Raw genomic sequence first — 16,473 nt, 5'->3', positions numbered from 1 at the left:
CTCGACCTTTGAAGCGTCGGGGCTGAAGCCCCTCCCACAAGAGACGCCACCTGCTCTTCTTTTGGTTCCATCCATTGCCCGGCTTGTCGTAGGAGCGGATTCAGCCGCGACGGGCGTTACCGGTAACGCCTGTCGCGGCTGAAGCCGCTCCTACACGGGTCGCCGATTGCAATGCGGCCTTACGCCGCGCGCGCAAACGCCGCCCGGAAACCCGTTCTTACGAATCCCCAATCCCCAATCCCCAATCCCGGCTTCTACGGCACATCCTCGCCGCTGAACACGCGCTCGATCACCTCGTGCAGCTCGTCCTCGGAGAACGGCTTGGTGATGTAGGCGCGGGCACCCTGGCGCATGCCCCACATGCGGTCGGTGTCCTGGTCCTTGGTGGTGACCAGGATCACCGGAATGTTCTGCGTGGTCGGCTCGCGGCGCAGGGTGCGGGTGGCCTGGAAGCCGTTGAGGTTGGGCATCACCACGTCCATCAGCACCAGGTCCGGCAAGGCCGCCTTGGCCGCTTCCACGCCGGCGGCGCCGTCGGTGGCAGTGATCGTTTCGTGCCCCAGTTTTTCCACGATGCGCTGGATGCCCAGCAACTGCGACGGCGAATCGTCGACGATCAGAATGCGTGCCATGTGCTTCCCCCTAGGAGGTTCCGAGTGTAGTGGCAGCGGCGCGAAGGCGGAAAGCGTTGCGTGTCACAAAGCGTCGGCGTGGCTACGCGCCCGGATCCAGCCGCACCACGGTGCGCCCGAACGACTGCCCGGCCAGCATCGTCGCGAACACCTCCGGCAGGCCGGCCAGGTCCACCTCGCGGGTGCAGATCGTGTCCAGGTGGCGCGGCTTCCAATCGCTGCCCAGGTGCTGCCAGATGCGGTCGCGCAGGTCGCGGGCGGTGCCGGCCGAGCCGATGCCCAGCAGCGACACTCCGCGCAGGATGAACGGCATCACCGTCATGTCCAGCTCCGCGGTCGCCGCCAGCCCGGCGCTGGCGACGTTGCCGTACGGTGCCGTCTGCGCCAGCAGGCTGGTCAGCATCGTCCCGCCGACGTTGTCCAGGCCGCCGCCGAAGCGCACCGAGTCCAGCGGCCGCGTGGTCTGCAGGGCCTCGCGGCCCAGCACCTGGGTGGCGCCCCAGGCCTTGAGCTGCTCGGCGCGCTCGGCCTTGCCGCTGACCGCATGCACCTCGAAACCGGCGCGGCTGAAGATGTCGATCGCCAGCGAGCCGACCCCGCCGGTGGCGCCGGTCACGCACAGCGGGCCGTGCGCCGGGGTCTGGCGGTTGTCGAGCAGGCGCAGCAGCGCCAGCGCCGCGGTGAAGCCGGCGGTGCCCAGCACCATGCTCTCGCGCAGGCTCAGCCCGGCCGGCAGCGGCACCACCCACTTCGACTCCAGGCGCACGTACTCGCTGTAGCCGCCGTCGCGGGTCTCGCTGAGGCCGCAGCCGGTGACCAGCACCGCATCGCCCTCCTTGAACGCCGGGTCGCTGGAGGCGACCACGTGCCCGGCCACGTCGATGCCGCCGACCAGCGGGAAGCGGCGCAGGATCTTGCCCTGGCCGGTGCCGGCCAGCGCGTCCTTGAAGTTCACCGAGGACCAGGCCGCGCGGATCACCACCTCGCCGTCGTTGAGCTGGTCCAGCGACAGCGGGGCGATGCCGGCGTGATAGCCGTTGGTGTCCTGGTGGATGCGGAAGGCGGAGAACTGGGCGGGAACGGACATGGAACACCTTGGTCGGCACGCAGGAATGCACCAAGATACCCTTTCGAAACGGCGGGTCTGCCCCATCTTGTAGAATCGGCGACTCACTATCCGGTGACCGGCGCGTGACCGACGCGTCGCCACCTTCCTTCTTGGAGCATGCATGGCCTGGAATACACCTGGCGGCAAGGGCGGAGACGGCCCGGACAATCACGGGCGCGGTCCCTGGGCGCCTCGTGGCGGCAATGGGGGAGGAAAGTGGGGCGGGTTGCCCGGTCCGTTGAAGGACCTGTTCGGCGACGGCGGCGGCATCGGCCGCTGGGTCCTGGGCGCGGTGGTCCTGCTGCTGCTGTTCAGCAGCTTCCAGTTGATCGGTGAGCAGCAGCGCGGCGTGGTCCTGCGCTTCGGCCAGTTCTCGCGGATCCTGCAGCCCGGCCCGAACTTCAAGCTGCCGTGGCCGATCGAGACCGTGCGCAAGGTCGATGCGACCCGCATCAAGACCTTCGACAGCCAGTTGCCGGTGCTGACCGGCGACGAGAACATCGTCAACGTCTCACTCAACGTGCAGTACCGCGTCGAGGATCCGCGCACCTACGTGTTCGGCACGCGCAATCCCGACCTGGTGCTGGAACAGGCCGCGCAGAGCGCGGTGCGCGAGCAGATCGGCCGGTCGGATCTCAATACGGTGCTCAACAACCGCGGGCCGATGGCGGTGGCCGCGCGCGAGCGCCTGCAGGCCGCGCTGAAGGCCTACCACACCGGCCTGATCGTGACCGGCCTGACCCTGCCCGACGCGCGGCCGCCGGAAGAGGTGAAGTCGGCCTTCGACGAGGTCAACGGCGCCCAGCAGGTCAAGGAGCGGCTGATCAACGAGGCCCAGGCCTACGCTGCCAAGGTGGTGCCGGAGGCGCGCGGCCAGGCGGCGCGCACCCGCACCGTGGCCGAGGGCTACAAGGAAGCGGCGATCGCCCGCGCGCAGGGCGACGCCGAGCGCTTCACCCTGCTGCAGCAGCAGTACCAGAACGCGCCGGAGGTCACCCGCAAGCGGCTGTGGCTGGAGACCGTGCAGCAGGTGCTGGCGCAGAACCGCAAGGTCATCGGCGGCGATGGCCGCCAGCTGATCTACGTGCCGATGCCGGCCGAGGGCAAGGCGCCGGCCGCGTCGACCCCGCCGACCTCGCCGACCACCGGCGGATCGTTGCCGACGGTGCCGCAGGAGGTGTTGATGCCGGCGTTGAACAGCAGTTCGGCCGAGAGTGTCCGCAACCCGGAGCGCACGCCGCGCCCGACCGGCCGTGAGGAGATCCAGCGATGAAAATGTCATTGTGGGCGGGCATCGCCGTGGTCGCGCTGTTCGCGCTGCTCAGCTCGGTGTTCGTGGTGCCCGAGGACAAGGCGGCGATGGTGCTGAACCTGGGCCGCGTGGTGCGGGCCGACCTCAAGCCGGGCCTGCACTTCAAGGTGCCGCTGGTCGAGTCGGTGCGCATGTTCGACCGCCGCTTCCAGGTGATCGACACCAACCCGGCGCGCTACTTCACCGCCGAGCAGAAGGACGTCAGCGTCAGCTTCTTCGCGATCGGCTACATCTCCGACGTGCGGGCCTTCTACCGCGCCACCACCGGCGGCGACGAGAAGGTGGCCAACAGCCTGCTGGCGCCGATCATCACCGATTCGCTGCGCAACCAGATCAACTCGCGCACCCTGCAGCAGTTGGTGTCCGGCGACCGCAGCGAACTGATCGCCAAGCAGCTGGTGGCGATCAACGCGGCCAGCAAGACCCTGGGCATGCAGATCGTCGACCTGCGCATCAAGCAGATCGACCTGCCGACCGACAGCCAGGTGATCACCGACGTGTACGAGCGCATGCGCGCGCAGCGCAAGCAGGAAGCGGCCAAGCTGCGCGCCGAGGGCGAGGAGCAGGCGCTGACCATTCGCGCCCAGGCCGACCGCGAGAGCACGGTGCTGGTCGCCGAAGCCGAGCGCGACGCGCAGAAGCTGCGCGGCGAGGGCGATGCCGAGGCCGCCAGCGTCTACGGCAAGGCCGGCGCCGCCGACCCGTCGTTCTACGCCTTCTACCGCAGCCTGGAGGCCTACCGCGGCGCCATGGCCGACGGCAACGCCGTGATCGTGCTCGACAAGAACGATCCGTTCCTGCAGTACCTCAAGAGCGATCGCTGAGGGGTGGAATTGGGGAGTTGGGATTGGGGATTCGCAAGAGCGGGTTCCCGGTCCCTGGCGATGTATAGGGTTGGCGGCTGCATGCGGCTGGTCCCCGGCGTTGCAAGCCTTTTGTAGGAGCGACTTCAGTCGCGACGGGCTTTACCGAAAACGCCGGTCGCGGCTGAAGCCGCTCCTACAGGACGCCTCCCGGCGTTACTAGAAGTGCCCTGAAGTCGCTCCCACAAGATCACGGTGCTTCGGTGCCGAAGCGCTCCGCCCACCCCTGCTTGCCGAGACCCCCATGCACGATCTGATCGCCGCGGTGTGCCTGGTCGTCGTCTTCGAAGGCCTGGTCCTGCTGGTGGCGCCGGAGGCCTGGAAGCGCTTGGTGCAGCAGATGCTGGCCATGCCGACCACGCAGCTGCGGATCGCCGGTGGCGTGGCCTTGGCGTTGGGTTTGCTCGCCTTGCTGTGGGTGTGCGCCTGACCGCGCCCTGATCGCGGCCGTCGGGCGGGTCGCTGAACGCGGCAGCGGAAGGGGTGGTGACCGCCACCCAAAACCCGGATAATGCACAAAAGCCGGCCGGGCCCGCTCCACGCGAGCGTCTCGACTGGCTTTTTCCGTGTATGGGTCCTGCCGCCGCCTGGACGCTCCCCGATGGAGCGGCCGCCTCGGTGCCGGCCGGCGCCCCTGCATGGCCACCACATCCGCGTGGCCCCGACGGTCGCGCAGCAAACCAGGAGTTACCCAGCCATGGGTCAGTCAGTTGTCGTGCTCGGCGCCCAGTGGGGCGATGAAGGCAAAGGCAAGATCGTCGATCTGCTCACCGAGGAAATCGGCGCCGTCGTCCGTTTCCAGGGCGGCCACAATGCCGGCCACACCCTCGTCATCAACGGCAAGAAGACCGTCCTGCACCTGATCCCGTCCGGCATCCTGCGCGCCGACGCGCTGTGCCTGATCGGCAACGGCGTGGTGATCTCCCCGGCGGCGCTGCGCAAGGAAATCGAGGAGCTGGAAACCTCCGGCGTGGAAGTGCGTTCGCGCCTGAAGATCTCGCCGGCCGCGCCGCTGATCATGCCGTACCACATCGCCCTGGATCAGGCCCGCGAGAAGGCCGCCGGCGGCAAGGCCATCGGCACCACCGGCCGCGGCATCGGCCCGGCCTACGAAGACAAGGTGGCGCGCCGCGGCATCCGCGTCGCCGACCTGCATTACCCGCCGCAGCTGGAAGAGCTGCTGCGCACCGCGCTGGACTACCACAACTTCGTGCTGACCAAGTACCTGGGCGTGGAGGCGGTCGACTTCCAGAAGACCTTCGACGAAGCGCTGGCCTTCGGCGAGTACGTGCAGCCGATGAAATTCGACGTCGCCGGCATCCTTCACGACCTGCGCAAGCAGGGCAAGCGCGTGCTGTTCGAAGGCGCGCAGGGTGCGCTGCTGGACATCGACCACGGCACCTACCCCTACGTCACCAGCTCCAACACCACCGTCGGCGGCGCGCTGGCCGGCACCGGCGTGGGCGCGCAGGACATCGACTACGTGCTGGGCATCGCCAAGGCCTACGCGACCCGCGTCGGCGGCGGCCCGTTCCCGACCGAACTGGACGACGAGATCGGCCAGGGCATCCGCGACCGCGGCGCCGAGTACGGCGCCTCCACCGGGCGTCCGCGCCGCTGCGGCTGGATGGACATCGTCGCGCTCAAGCGCGCCGTGGCCATCAACGGCATCTCTGGCCTGTGCATCACCAAGCTCGACGTGCTCGACGGCATGGAGAAGCTGAAGGTGTGCATCGCCTACGAATACCGCGGCAAGCGCACCGAATACGCGCCGCTGGACGCGCAGGGCTGGGAAGAGTGCACCCCCGTGTACCTCGAGTTCCCGGGCTGGAGCGAGAACACCCACGGCATCACCGTGTGGGACGAACTGCCGCCGGCCGCCCGCGCCTACCTGCGCGCGCTGGAGGAACTGGCCGGCTGCCCGATCTCGATCGTCTCCACCGGTCCGGACCGCGAGCACACCATGGTGCTGCAGGATCCGTTCGCCTGATCCTGGCGCGCGCTGCGGCGTTCAGCGAAAGCCCCGCCTCGGCGGGGCTTTTTTGCGAGAGGATGGCGGGCTAGCGACCGTCCGCGCGCTCCGCCTGCGGCCGGATGTCGCGCCCAGCTCACTCCAAGGAAGTGCCGATGTTCAATGGCCTGTTCGACAAGCTGTTCAACCGCAAGCCGCCCAGCCCGGACGCATTCGCCCGGCTGTTCCTGGAGACGCTGCAGGCGCGCGGCTATGCCGAGCCGCTGACGTACCGGCCGGACGAGTTCCGCCTGGTCGGCCAGAGCGGCCGCACCATCCACCTGCACAACGCCTACCGCTCCTATACCCAGGCCGACCGGCGCCGGCGCGACGAGGCGCTGCACAGCTACGTCGCCGCCTTCCTCGACGACCAGGAGGAAAGCCGCCAGCAACGTAGCTTCGAGGAACTGCGCGCCACACTGATGCCGGTGATCCGCAATCGCGGCATGTTCGAAGACCTGCGCCTGGAGCAGCAGTGCGAGAAGGGCATGGACGTGCCGTTTCCCTATGCCTGCCGCGACATCGCCGAGGATTGCGTCGAACTGCTGGCGCTGGACCTGCCCGATTCGACGTCCACCCTGATCGGCGGGCCGCGGCCGGAATGGGGGATCTCCCTGGACGAGGGCCTGTCCATCGCCCGCGACAATCTCCGCGATGTCACCGAGGACCGCTTCGCCGAAGTCGCCCCCGGCGTGTTCCGTGGCGCCTGGCACGACGCCTACGACACCAGTCGCGCCTTGCTGCCGGATGTCCTGCATCGCGCGCCGGTGGCGGGGCGCCCGGTGTTCATGCTGCCCACGCGCGATTGCCTGCTGGTGGTCGGCGACCGCGACACTGCGGCCATGGCCGCCATGCTGGAGCTGAGCCTGGAAGCGATCGAGCACGGCCGTTGCATCTCCTGGCTGGTCTTCACCTATGACGACGCGCGGCGCATCGTGCCGTTCGCGCTGCCGGCGCCCGCGCTTCGGCAGCGCCAGGCCGATCTGCGGCGGATGCTGGATACGCAGGCCTACGCCGGTCAGAAGGTGCTGCTCGACAAGCTGCACGAGGCCAACGACGTGGATGTGTTCGTCGCTTCGTTCCACGTCTACCAGGACCGCAACGACAGCACACGGCAGGTCTCGGTCGGCACCTGGACCGATGGTGTGGACACCTTGCTGCCCAGGACCGACCACATCGCCTTCGTCGTCCCGCGTGACGACGGCGAAGCGGACGTGACGATCGCCGAGTGGGAGCCGGCGGTCGCCCTGCTCGGCGACATGATGGAATTGCAGCCGTCGCTGTATCCGCCGCGGTACCGCGTGCGGACCTTCCCCAGTGCGGAGCGGTTGCGGCAATTGCCGCCGGTGTGAATGCCGGCGCGCGATGCCAGGACGGAGAGGGCACGTGCGCATGTTGCGCCGTATCGCAACGCCACGCTTCTCGCGCCTGAGTGCCCTCAGTTGGTGCGTCCTGTGCACCAAGTAGCTTCCAGGATGGGATGGAATTCAAGAACTCTGCCGCGCAGCCGATAGCAGGGCATGGGTCGGCGTCGCTGCACATGGGCAGCGGCACGCGGGGAACCAGATTGCGCCGGCAGCTGCCGCGCCCAGGACTCCGGCGTGCGCCGCGGCATCTTGGGGGAGAAGGCAGTGCGCAGTCGCTTGGTTTGGCAGTCGCTCGGTGCGCTGCTGTGGTGGGGTGTGCTCGCGCCGTGCGCGGCGGCACAGACGACGTCGGCGCCCGCGTGCGCGCCAGCGCAGGCGTTGCCGGCCTGCGTGGCGGCCGTGCGCGTCGACGATCCGGCGGCCGCGCTGCGCATGGGCTTGCCGGCCTGGGACGCCGCGGCCGACAAGCAGGGCCTGGTTCCCCTCGGCCTGGAACTGGTGGATGCGGCGTCCGCCGCCGGCAAGCCGGAGACGGTGGTCGCCCTCGGCTCGGCCCTGCTCACCCAGCCGTTGTCGCCGCCGCAGCGGCTACGCCTGTTCAAGCAGCTCAACGGCGCCGTCTGGCAGCCGCGCGACGCCACCCGCATCGCCGAACTCGAAGCCGACATGCGGCGGCTGGAGACGGAACTGCCTGGCGACCCGCACATTGCCGAACTGTGGCGGCAGTTGGCCGCGTCCTACTACCGGATGGGTGCGCAGGACGATGCCTGGCGCGTGGCCCGCATCGCCCTGTCCAAGGTGCGCAAGCATCCCGACCTGGTGGAGTACAACGCCAACCAGATCATCTTCATCGTGGCCTCGCAGCAGGGACGCATGCCCGATGCCATCGCTGCCCTGCTCGAGGTGGAGCGGGTGGGCAAGGCGCTGGGCAAACCGGACGATGCCGCCATGCTGCACAACGCCACCGCGGTGTTCATTTACGCCCACGAATGGGAGAAGGCGATCGCCTACGGCCAGCGCGCCCTTGCGGCGTACGACGCCAAGCCGCGCAAAGGACTGCCGCGCGCAGCCGTGCTCGGCAATCTGGGGTCGGCCTACGAAGGCGCCGACGAACTGCAGCGGGCCGAGGCCATCTATCGGCAGGCGCTGGCGGCGGCGCGCGCCGACGGCAATGCCTCGCTGATCGGGCCGCTCAACAACCTCGCAAACGTGCTGTCCCGTCAGCGTCGCCCGCAGGAAGCGTTGCCCTTGCTGCGCGAAGCGGCCGCACTGCTGGAGAATGCGGCGCACACTGGCGATCATGGCGACAACGGCGAAGGCGCCATCGTCTATTCCACCCTCGGCGCTGCCCTGGCCGACCTCGGCCAGCGCGAAGCCGCCGCCGCCGCGTTCGCGCGTTCGCGGCAATTGTTCGCGCAGTCGGACAACGTGACGCGGCGGCTGGAACTGTACCCGCGCATGATCGACAACCTCGATGCGCTCGGCCGCGATCGCGAGGCGCTGGCGCTGATGCGCGAATACAAGGCGGTCAACGACGAGGCGGTGAACGTCGAGTCCAAGACCCGCATCGCGCAGCTCGAATCGGCGGTGGACCTGGCGCGCAAGAACAGCGAACTGGCTGCGCTCGGCCGCACCCGCGCCGCCGAACAGGCCGCCTACGCGCAACTGCAGGCGCGCGAACAGCGCCAGCGCAGCGTGCTCTACGGCCTGTTGGCTGCGCTGCTGGCGCTGGCCGGCTTCTTCCTGCTCAAGGTGCGCGAAGGCCGCGTGCGCCGGCGCATCAACGCCGAACTGGCGCGCAAGAACGACGAGATCCAGACCCAGCACCACGAACTGGAACAGCTCACCGCCACCATCCGCCGCCAGAGCGAAGAGGACGCGCTCACCGGCCTGCGCAACCGCCGCTACGTCACCGCCTGGCTGCAGGCGCGCGAGGCCGCCGCGACGCCGGAGCGCACGCAGGAACCGCTGCTGATCGCGCTGCTGGATGTCGACCATTTCAAGCGCGTCAACGACCTGCACGGCCATGAAGGCGGCGACCACGCCCTGATGCACCTGGGCGATTTGCTGCGCGAGTGCGCGCGCAGCACCGACATCATCGCCCGCTGGGGCGGCGAAGAATTCCTGTGGATCTGCCCCGGCGGCACCCTGGCCGACGCCCCGCGCCTGTTCCGCCGCCTGCGCGAACGCCTGCAGGCCGACCCGCTGGTGCGCCCGAGCGGGCGCATCACCCTCACCGTCTCGATGGGCGTGAGCCTGTTCCCCGCCCACCCCGGCGGCGACTGGCCGCTGAGCCTGCGCATCGCCGACGCCGCGCTGTACCGCGCCAAGCATGCCGGCCGCGACCGGTGGGTTGGGTTGACGTTGGAAGGTGTGGCGACTGACCTAGGTGCCGATGTGTCGCTGGAGGCGCTGGAGGCAGAGGGGCGGCTGCGGCAGAGTGGGGGTGGGGGTGATGGGGTGGTGTTTGTGGCGGGGCAGGGGGTGGTGTGAGTTAGCGCTTGGAGGGATGCAAGATCAAAGCGGATCAAGTGACTAAATTTACCCAAAAAAGGTAAATAACTACCCATAATGGGAAGAAAGTTGTCCATCTGAGTAGTAAGCTGCACCTCATGGTCAACAACCTGCTCAATTCCTCAGGCGTGAACGAGGCGCCGCGCTCTTCTCCAGCGCTGACGTTGGGCATGGCAGATGCCTTGTTCACTCGCACCCAGCAACGCGTGTTAGGCCTGTTGTACGGTCAGCCTCAGCGCAGCTTCGGTGTCGGCGAACTGATCGCCGCTGCCAGCGGCGGCTCCGGCGCCGTGCAGCGCGAATTGGCCAAACTGGCCGACGCCGGCTTGCTCACGGTACAGCGCATCGGCAACCAGAAGCGCTACCAGCCCAATCCGCACTCGCCCATCCACGACGAGTTGCTCGGCATCGTGCAGAAGACCATCGGCCTGGCCGGCCCGCTCGGCGAGGCCTTGCAGCCCATCGCCGCAGACATCGTGGCCGCCTTCGTCTACGGCTCGGTTGCCAAGCGCAGCGACACCGCGCGCAGCGACATCGACCTGATGGTGATCTCCGATACGCTGGGCTATGCCGACCTGATGCGCGCGCTGGATGGCATGCAGGCGCGGCTGGGCCGCCCGGTCAATCCCACGCTTTACACCCGCGCCGACTACGCCAAGCGCCTGCGCGACGAAAACGCATTCCTGCAGCGGGTGCTGCAGCAACCCAAGATCTGGGTGATCGGAGGAATGGATGACCTCGCCGCTTGAAAACCTGTCTGGCCCCGGCAAGCAACTCAGCGTCGAACCGACTGGCCCGCGCGAACTGGTAGGCCTGACGCGCTCAGGCCTGTCCTGCCTGGGCGACGCCAAGAACGCTAGAAAATCCCCCATTCTGACAGGTAAATCATAAGCCATAGATTATTTTTGCAAATTGCTGATCGCAGCTAATAGTTGCCGGGACTGCTGAAACGTGGGGTGCCACGCATTGCAATTATTGAGAAAATGTATTTTAATCAAAATGCAGAAATCCTTTAAGAAAAAATACTGTGAATAATTGATTTTTCACTAAGTTCACTGGAGGTTCTAAGTAGATCTCTAGGCAGCCTTGGAAATTTGAGAAAAGACTCTATCCTCGATAGTTTGGAACAGTCGGTGGCCCGATAATTGATCAGCGTCGAAGTTCATCCGAACCAGCTCTTCTACGTCCTTAGATGATCGATTGTTGGAGGCTCCTACCCGTGTACCAATCTCTTTCAATACATCCCATAATGTATGGTCGTTAATAAGTGAGAACTTGCGAGGATTCTTTTCCATAAGTACTTGTCGGGATACTTCAACCTGCGTCAGAACGTCTTCCAGATGTTCAATTAGCTGTGATGCATATAGACAGCGTTCTATGTATTCGCGGCTATTCAGGTTGAAGCCGTCGACCTTGTTGCCCTCAATGAGATCGTTAGGTGCCAATATGCGGATGCCACATCCTAATATCTTGGCGGCTGCTCTAAGTAAGTAAATTTCGGTACAAATTGATGTTACCGATATTTTCAATACAGCGCGATCGATTTTTTTTCCGTAAATCAAGTCTGCAAATTTTCTCTCAGCATTGTTGTCGAAAAGATGCACTGGCAGAGCACCTGAGTCTGTAAGTTCAATACCTTCAATTAAAGGCGTTGTGCAAAGATCTTCTGTGTCTCGGTCCACAAGGAAAAGGTGTTGTTCAACATCGATTCCTTCATCTTTGAGGAATTTCCTGAGAGCAATAACGCTACTCCTTGCTGACGGCGCTGGTAAGCCTAATGCCTGAAAGTCGACCCCGGCGAAGTCTATCGTGTCCATGGTATAAACTGGACAGGAAGTAATGTGGCGAGAAGTAATGTAATTGTCTAAAAGTAGTTTGTCATCGATCCCCTCTACAAAGAAGTCTATAGCCCCAAGAGGTGCGGCCTGCTTATAGTAGAAAGCAAGCTCATTTAATGTGCGCTTAGGAATTTTCGCCATATTAAATAATGACTACCTCATTTTGATACTGGCTACAGATCTCAAGGGAATGGGATGCGACAAAAAGTTGGCATGGGCCGCCGCCAAAACCTTCAAGCAGGGATTTTATCAGATTCCTCTGCCAGCCAGAGTTCAGCGAGAGTTCTGGCTCGTCAACAATCATTATGCCGCCTGAAGTGCGTATCAGAAATGCGCGAGTCATTAGCATAAGGAGATGTCGTTCCCCAGATGACAAGACATGCGGGGAGATTGAAGTGCCTGATTCTTTTTTTATATCGAAACCATCACTAATTCGAAAAAACAAATTTTTCGGGGCGATGAAGGTATTAATATTTTTGACCCAAGAATCAAGTTGCTTGTGTAGTGCCTCAATTGCAGCGAGTCTCGCGGACAGGCTCTCAACGTAAGGGCTGAGAACAGCGCGAACTAGGGGGAGTGTTATCTCGTTCGCTTGGTCTAGAGCGGCGAGGAGTTCGGAGTGTTCGGCTACGGCTACTAGCCCATATGCGGAAAGTACACGGCTGCTCTCTTCTAGTTCGATCATTCGCTCTCTGAGGATACTACTTGAACTTGGCTCCCTTTCAGGAAATGAAGATACGCCCTTGACAAGAGATGTATAGATTGTTTGAGCGTTCTGGTTGCCGCGATTGGATAGTAGGATTGCCTCGCGCCGAACGGAATTTGCGACGGCCTTCAATCCCATGTTTACTGGGTCATTTTCAAGTTCTTCAACGTCCTCTCCGCTGACGTCTCGTCCTCCGATATGCACCCGCGCGTTGCGTGCATGTCTATAGTCTTGTTCCCGATAGAAGGTGCGTTTGTCGTCAAGAAAAATAACCTCATGATTCAACGACTGAAGCTCGCGTGTAATCTGATTGTATCGCTGCTGCGTTGTGAGATCCCAGTCTTCTGCCATGATCCTGTCTCGACGAGGACGCATGAGTATATGGAGGGACTCTGGTGAATTTGGTCGCTTAATGGACCAATCGAAGGCGCCAAGTGAGCCCTCTTTCCTTTTTGCTTCGATGACGGCGCCGCCATCCAGATGGACACTGGCTCGAGTGAATGGGAGCTTTGCAAGGCGTGTGCGATGGCCCGCATTGTCCTCGGCGGAGAGTAGGCTTGTCAGAATTTTTAGGATGGTTGTCTTGCCGCTACCATTTTTTCCATAGATAACGAAAACACGTGGGTCAGAATCGCGGTCTTTTTCTATTAGAATATCCTGTTCGCCAAAAAGTCCGTCAATCTCAATTCGGCGCACATAATTTGCCGGTGGAAAATTGATCATTAGGCTTTCTCTTTTTATTGGAAATTGTTCATTGAATGTCTCCGTTGGTACCATAATTTCTATGGCGGATCTTTTTTGTAGCTATTGGTTTTATTATTTTTTACTAATAAATAGTTTTATGATATGGGGTTGAGTCTTCAGGCTGATGGGCCGAATTGGATGATTTTGCGCTTTATTCCTTGTTGCAGATATAAATATAGCATCCCATCATGCCCCTACTCATTAGAGTCTTGTACGTATTCCGGATGATCAGACCTGCGCGGTCGTGAACCTTAGAATTGTGTTTGGACTGCGATTTATACCCGCGGATCGAGCGATCCTGCTTTGAACGTCGGCTTGGATCAGTGAGCAACTCGCCCCCACGCCATGCAAGGTCTGGCCCGATGATCACGCCCACGTAGTCCAGTTCCAGTCCCTGGCATGTATGGATGCACCCGACCTGCTCGACGGAGTTCTCGGCCACAGCCCACAAGCTGCCATCGCTTCCCAGGTTCCACTGTGCGCGATAGTCATGTTCCGGAATTTGGATATCCCAGGCATCCGGGTTGTTCTTGCTCTTCCAGTCCCAGCAGTATCCGGCCACTACGCGTGCCTTGTTGTTGATCTTGTTTTTCTCGCGAATCAGGTCGTGCAGTTCCTTCGGCGAGTCGACAATGCGGAAGTCGAAGGCATCGCGATCGAAATCGGCGTTGGCGGTCTCGCGGATGCCCAGGAAGTTGTCCAGCCAAGCGATGTAGCCGTCGGAGCCGGCGCAGCGGAATTGCGAGGCAAGTTCCAGCTCGGTGACGTTTGCGTCGAGTTGGGCGGCCCAGCGGCGTAACTCGTTGGTTTGGCCGATGTCGGCGAGGGTGACGATCTGGTCGTCGTCGACGAAGAAAATGGTGCAGTGGGCGCTACGGATCAGTTCCATCACCTGGTTCTGGCCGAGGTTGCCGTACAGGCCGCTCTTCTCGTTGAGGCGATGCGCCTCGTCCACCACCAATGCGCCGAACACGTTCGGTTCGGTCTGGTGGAAGTTGCCCGAACCGGAGAACAGATTGCCGATCTCGATCTTGCGTACGTGCCCGGCCAACTTCTGCGCGTACACCGCACGTGGTGCTGCATTCTTGGAGACGTACTTGGTGGTGGTGCCGCGCTTGGTCAGTTCGACCAGCAGGTTAATGGCCACCACTGATTTGCCGGTGCCGGGACCGCCTTTGACGATCACCACCTGCTTGCGTTCGGCGCTGGCCTGGGCGGCGCGCGCCAGGCAGGTTTCGTAGACCAGCTTCTGTTCGTCGATCAGCACGAACTCTTGGTTGCCCTTGAGCATGCCGACCACGCTGTCGGCAAGCATCTTGGACGGTCGGATGCGACCGTGCTCGATCTTGTAGAGCAGTTCGCCGTTGTCGCCCTGGCGTACATGTTGACGGATGAAGTCGCGCAGCTTGCGCTTCTCTTCCACGCCGCGCAGGAACAGTGGCGCCTTATCGGTGTAGGGGGTGTAGCGTGGGTCGTCGATGGTCCCATCGCGGAAGTGGTTATGCAGGTAGGCGCATGGCCGCAGCTGCACGCCGCCTTCGTGCACTGCTTCGTTGAAGCCTTGCAGCAGAGCCGCATAGGACCAGGCTTGGTAGGACGGGTGCGGGCCTTCGGTCTCGGTCGGCCCGCCGCGTTGCGCGCGGACGATGCCGTCCTTGTCGGTGACAGCGGAGGACGACCATTGTTTGAGTTCGACGATGATTGCACGCGGCTCTTCGGCCTCGCCAAGCCCGCTCAGGATGAAGTCAATGCGCTTGGCGGTCTGGGGGATGCCGAACTCGATGCCCACCCCCATATCCGCGGGTAGGCTGTCGTCGCTGAGGACATCGGCCATCTGGGTCAGCGAGTGGCGCCAAGCGCGGAACTCGCTGTCCGGCGCGTAGCGCCCTGTCTTTTGAATGAAAGCGGTGGCGATGATGTCCTCGATCGCCTGCCGCTCAGAGTCGTGCAAGAAAGCGGCACGTGTGGACTGATATACGATCACGCTTGTGTTCCCCTGAATCCCTTCCACAGCTCGACGGGACTTTGAACCGATGCGATGTGGCTGACAAGTCTTGATGTTTGCGCGCGCGCCCTCGTCAGCTATGTCGCAGCGAACTTGGAGCATTTCGTATACAAGGCCCAGCCTTTATATGTTGCTAGCGCCGTGCATAAATGTTGTTCGATAGTCGACTTGACGCGTTGCATTGTTGGTAGCAAAGTTACTAAACGGAGCCTCGAAACTCCTCAGACAGCGGTACCCACCTCCGATAAGCCGGTGGGTTTTTTGTGCCTGTACGTTTGCAGGTGCAACCGGCACGACGTCTGTGTCGGGAGGGCGGTGAATACAACACCCGCAAGGGAAATAAGCCCGCCGGCTGTCTGCGGTTTCGAGCCTCCCGACTTCCCGTCCGTCGCGTCGCGGCGGACGGCCACTTCATGGATGGAGGCGGCGACGATGTCGGACGACAACGTGGATTTCGAGGCGACGGGCTATTTTCTGCCGGAAGAGAGTCAGTTCCGGCTGGTGCGGTTGGGCGAGCACATTCGGTTCCTGGCTCGGCTGGCGCGCCCGCGAAGCGCGGACGAGGAACGCGAGATCGCGGCGATTGCGCGGACCGGCGAGTTGTCGGCGTGCATGGAGCTACTGGCCGAGCAGGTGGAACTGGTGTTGCGCGAGATCTCGTGGCCGGGACTGCCGCAGTCGTCTTACTCGCGGAAGACACGGCGATAGCCGGTCTTTACAGATCTTTATCTGGCGTTGGTGCCTCGCTCACCACCGTCAGTTCAGAGCGCGTGCGCCATCGGCCGTATCTGCTGTTCCTGTTCGTCCGGTGCGTGATACCGCAGTTCCTCGGCGCGTTCCGGCGACAGCATGCGATTGCCTATGCCAGGTTCGAGGCGTCCGCGAAACCCCGGCACCGGCACGTCCATTAGTTCGCCGAAGGTGCGGTAGGCGGAGTTGCTGTTGACGGTCTTGCCGAAGACCTTGAAGCCGTAGTTCGGATAGTCGCGGTCCTGCGCGTTGAGTTCCGGCACGGCGCGCACCGCGGTACTCCAGCGCTCCATGATTTCGTGCTTGTCGCCTGTGGCGACCGTGCGCGACGGTTGGTCGTCGCGGATGTAGGTGGTGCTGTCGACCTTCTCGCCGAGGGAGCGCGCATAAGCAGGATCGTGCGGGTAGTGCCAGGCGCGCAGTGAGTGCCGAGTGGCGTCGGTGCCTATGGGGATGGTTTGTCCGGTCTGGCGATCGGTGGCCAGGCCATGCAATTCCGCCAATGCCTTGCCGTGTTCGTCGCGCAGCACCCAGAAGGCGTGGCCGGCGATGCCGACCACGCCGAGCGAGCGGGCTTCGATGGCGTAATGGCGCATGGCGGTGTCCTTCCTTGGTCGATGTGA

General features: G+C 63.3%; 14 protein-coding genes. 8 read left to right on the top strand and 6 right to left on the bottom strand.

Translation table 11 applies throughout. From position 1 onward, the window contains the following. Positions 1-254: 254 nt before the first annotated feature. Together pilH and AC1PME_RS15625 are read right to left on the bottom strand one after the other, a co-directional pair. Complete coding sequence (gene pilH / locus AC1PME_RS15630; protein ID WP_307551869.1) at positions 255-632, bottom strand: twitching motility response regulator PilH; 378 nt, start codon at positions 630-632, stop codon at positions 255-257. Positions 633-714: 82 nt separating this feature from the next. Further along, entirely contained in the window at positions 715-1,719 is a 1,005-nt protein-coding gene (locus AC1PME_RS15625; RefSeq protein ID WP_481096380.1) for an acrylyl-CoA reductase family protein, read from the bottom strand. Between the two features lie 142 nt (positions 1,720-1,861). Here AC1PME_RS15625 and hflK point away from each other — a divergent pair, with 142 nt between their 5' ends. The 7 genes from hflK to AC1PME_RS15590 all read left to right on the top strand — a co-directional run bounded on the left by hflK (position 1,862) and on the right by AC1PME_RS15590 (position 10,556). Next, positions 1,862-3,013 carry an FtsH protease activity modulator HflK gene (gene hflK, locus AC1PME_RS15620; RefSeq protein ID WP_254458838.1) on the top strand — a complete coding sequence of 384 codons (1,152 nt, stop codon included), beginning with the start codon at positions 1,862-1,864 and terminating at the stop codon, positions 3,011-3,013. Further along, positions 3,010-3,876, top strand: a complete 867-nt coding sequence (gene hflC, locus AC1PME_RS15615) for a protease modulator HflC (protein WP_254458837.1) — start codon at positions 3,010-3,012, stop codon at positions 3,874-3,876. The genes hflK and hflC overlap by 4 nt, the downstream gene beginning before the upstream one ends. Before the next feature lie 283 nt (positions 3,877-4,159). Next, positions 4,160-4,345, top strand: coding sequence for a DUF2065 domain-containing protein (locus tag AC1PME_RS15610; RefSeq protein ID WP_481096379.1), 186 nt, complete (start codon positions 4,160-4,162; stop codon positions 4,343-4,345). A gap of 267 nt (positions 4,346-4,612) precedes the next feature. Beyond that, positions 4,613-5,905, top strand: a complete 1,293-nt coding sequence (locus AC1PME_RS15605) for an adenylosuccinate synthase (protein ID WP_152237701.1) — start codon at positions 4,613-4,615, stop codon at positions 5,903-5,905. A 137-nt stretch (positions 5,906-6,042) separates the two neighbouring features. Beyond that, positions 6,043-7,278 (top strand): DUF1444 domain-containing protein, encoded by a 1,236-nt coding sequence (locus AC1PME_RS15600; RefSeq protein ID WP_481096378.1) that lies wholly within the window; start codon positions 6,043-6,045, stop codon positions 7,276-7,278. Positions 7,279-7,557: 279 nt separating this feature from the next. Beyond that, positions 7,558-9,786: a tetratricopeptide repeat-containing diguanylate cyclase gene (locus AC1PME_RS15595; protein ID WP_481096377.1), complete on the top strand. Its 2,229-nt coding sequence runs from the start codon at positions 7,558-7,560 to the stop codon at positions 9,784-9,786. A 119-nt stretch (positions 9,787-9,905) separates the two neighbouring features. Then, the gene (locus AC1PME_RS15590) at positions 9,906-10,556 is read left to right on the top strand and encodes a transcriptional regulator (protein WP_481096376.1); all 651 of its coding nucleotides are present in this window, start codon (positions 9,906-9,908) and stop codon (positions 10,554-10,556) included. Between the two features lie 327 nt (positions 10,557-10,883). Here the strand turns inward: AC1PME_RS15590 and AC1PME_RS15585 are convergent, their stop codons facing one another. From AC1PME_RS15585 to AC1PME_RS15575, 3 genes are all read right to left on the bottom strand, one after another. Continuing rightward, positions 10,884-11,786 (bottom strand): hypothetical protein, encoded by a 903-nt coding sequence (locus AC1PME_RS15585; RefSeq protein WP_481096375.1) that lies wholly within the window; start codon positions 11,784-11,786, stop codon positions 10,884-10,886. 1 nt (position 11,787) lies between these two features. Further along, complete coding sequence (locus AC1PME_RS15580) at positions 11,788-13,074, bottom strand: AAA family ATPase (RefSeq protein WP_481096374.1); 1,287 nt, start codon at positions 13,072-13,074, stop codon at positions 11,788-11,790. A gap of 172 nt (positions 13,075-13,246) precedes the next feature. Next, the gene (locus tag AC1PME_RS15575; protein WP_481096373.1) at positions 13,247-15,046 is read right to left on the bottom strand and encodes a DNA/RNA helicase domain-containing protein; all 1,800 of its coding nucleotides are present in this window, start codon (positions 15,044-15,046) and stop codon (positions 13,247-13,249) included. 486 nt (positions 15,047-15,532) lie between these two features. On the opposite strand from AC1PME_RS15575, the gene AC1PME_RS15570 reads away from it, so the two are divergent. Further along, complete coding sequence (locus AC1PME_RS15570) at positions 15,533-15,808, top strand: XAC0095 family protein (RefSeq protein ID WP_355495854.1); 276 nt, start codon at positions 15,533-15,535, stop codon at positions 15,806-15,808. 53 nt (positions 15,809-15,861) lie between these two features. Here the strand turns inward: AC1PME_RS15570 and AC1PME_RS15565 are convergent, their stop codons facing one another. Then, positions 15,862-16,446, bottom strand: coding sequence for a hypothetical protein (locus tag AC1PME_RS15565; protein WP_481096372.1), 585 nt, complete (start codon positions 16,444-16,446; stop codon positions 15,862-15,864). Positions 16,447-16,473: the final 27 nt, after the last annotated feature.

Source organism: Xanthomonas sp. NCPPB 901 (genome assembly GCF_056725085.1).
Note: the sequence above shows the minus strand (reverse complement) of the source record. Positions and strands in the feature narration are given on the sequence as shown.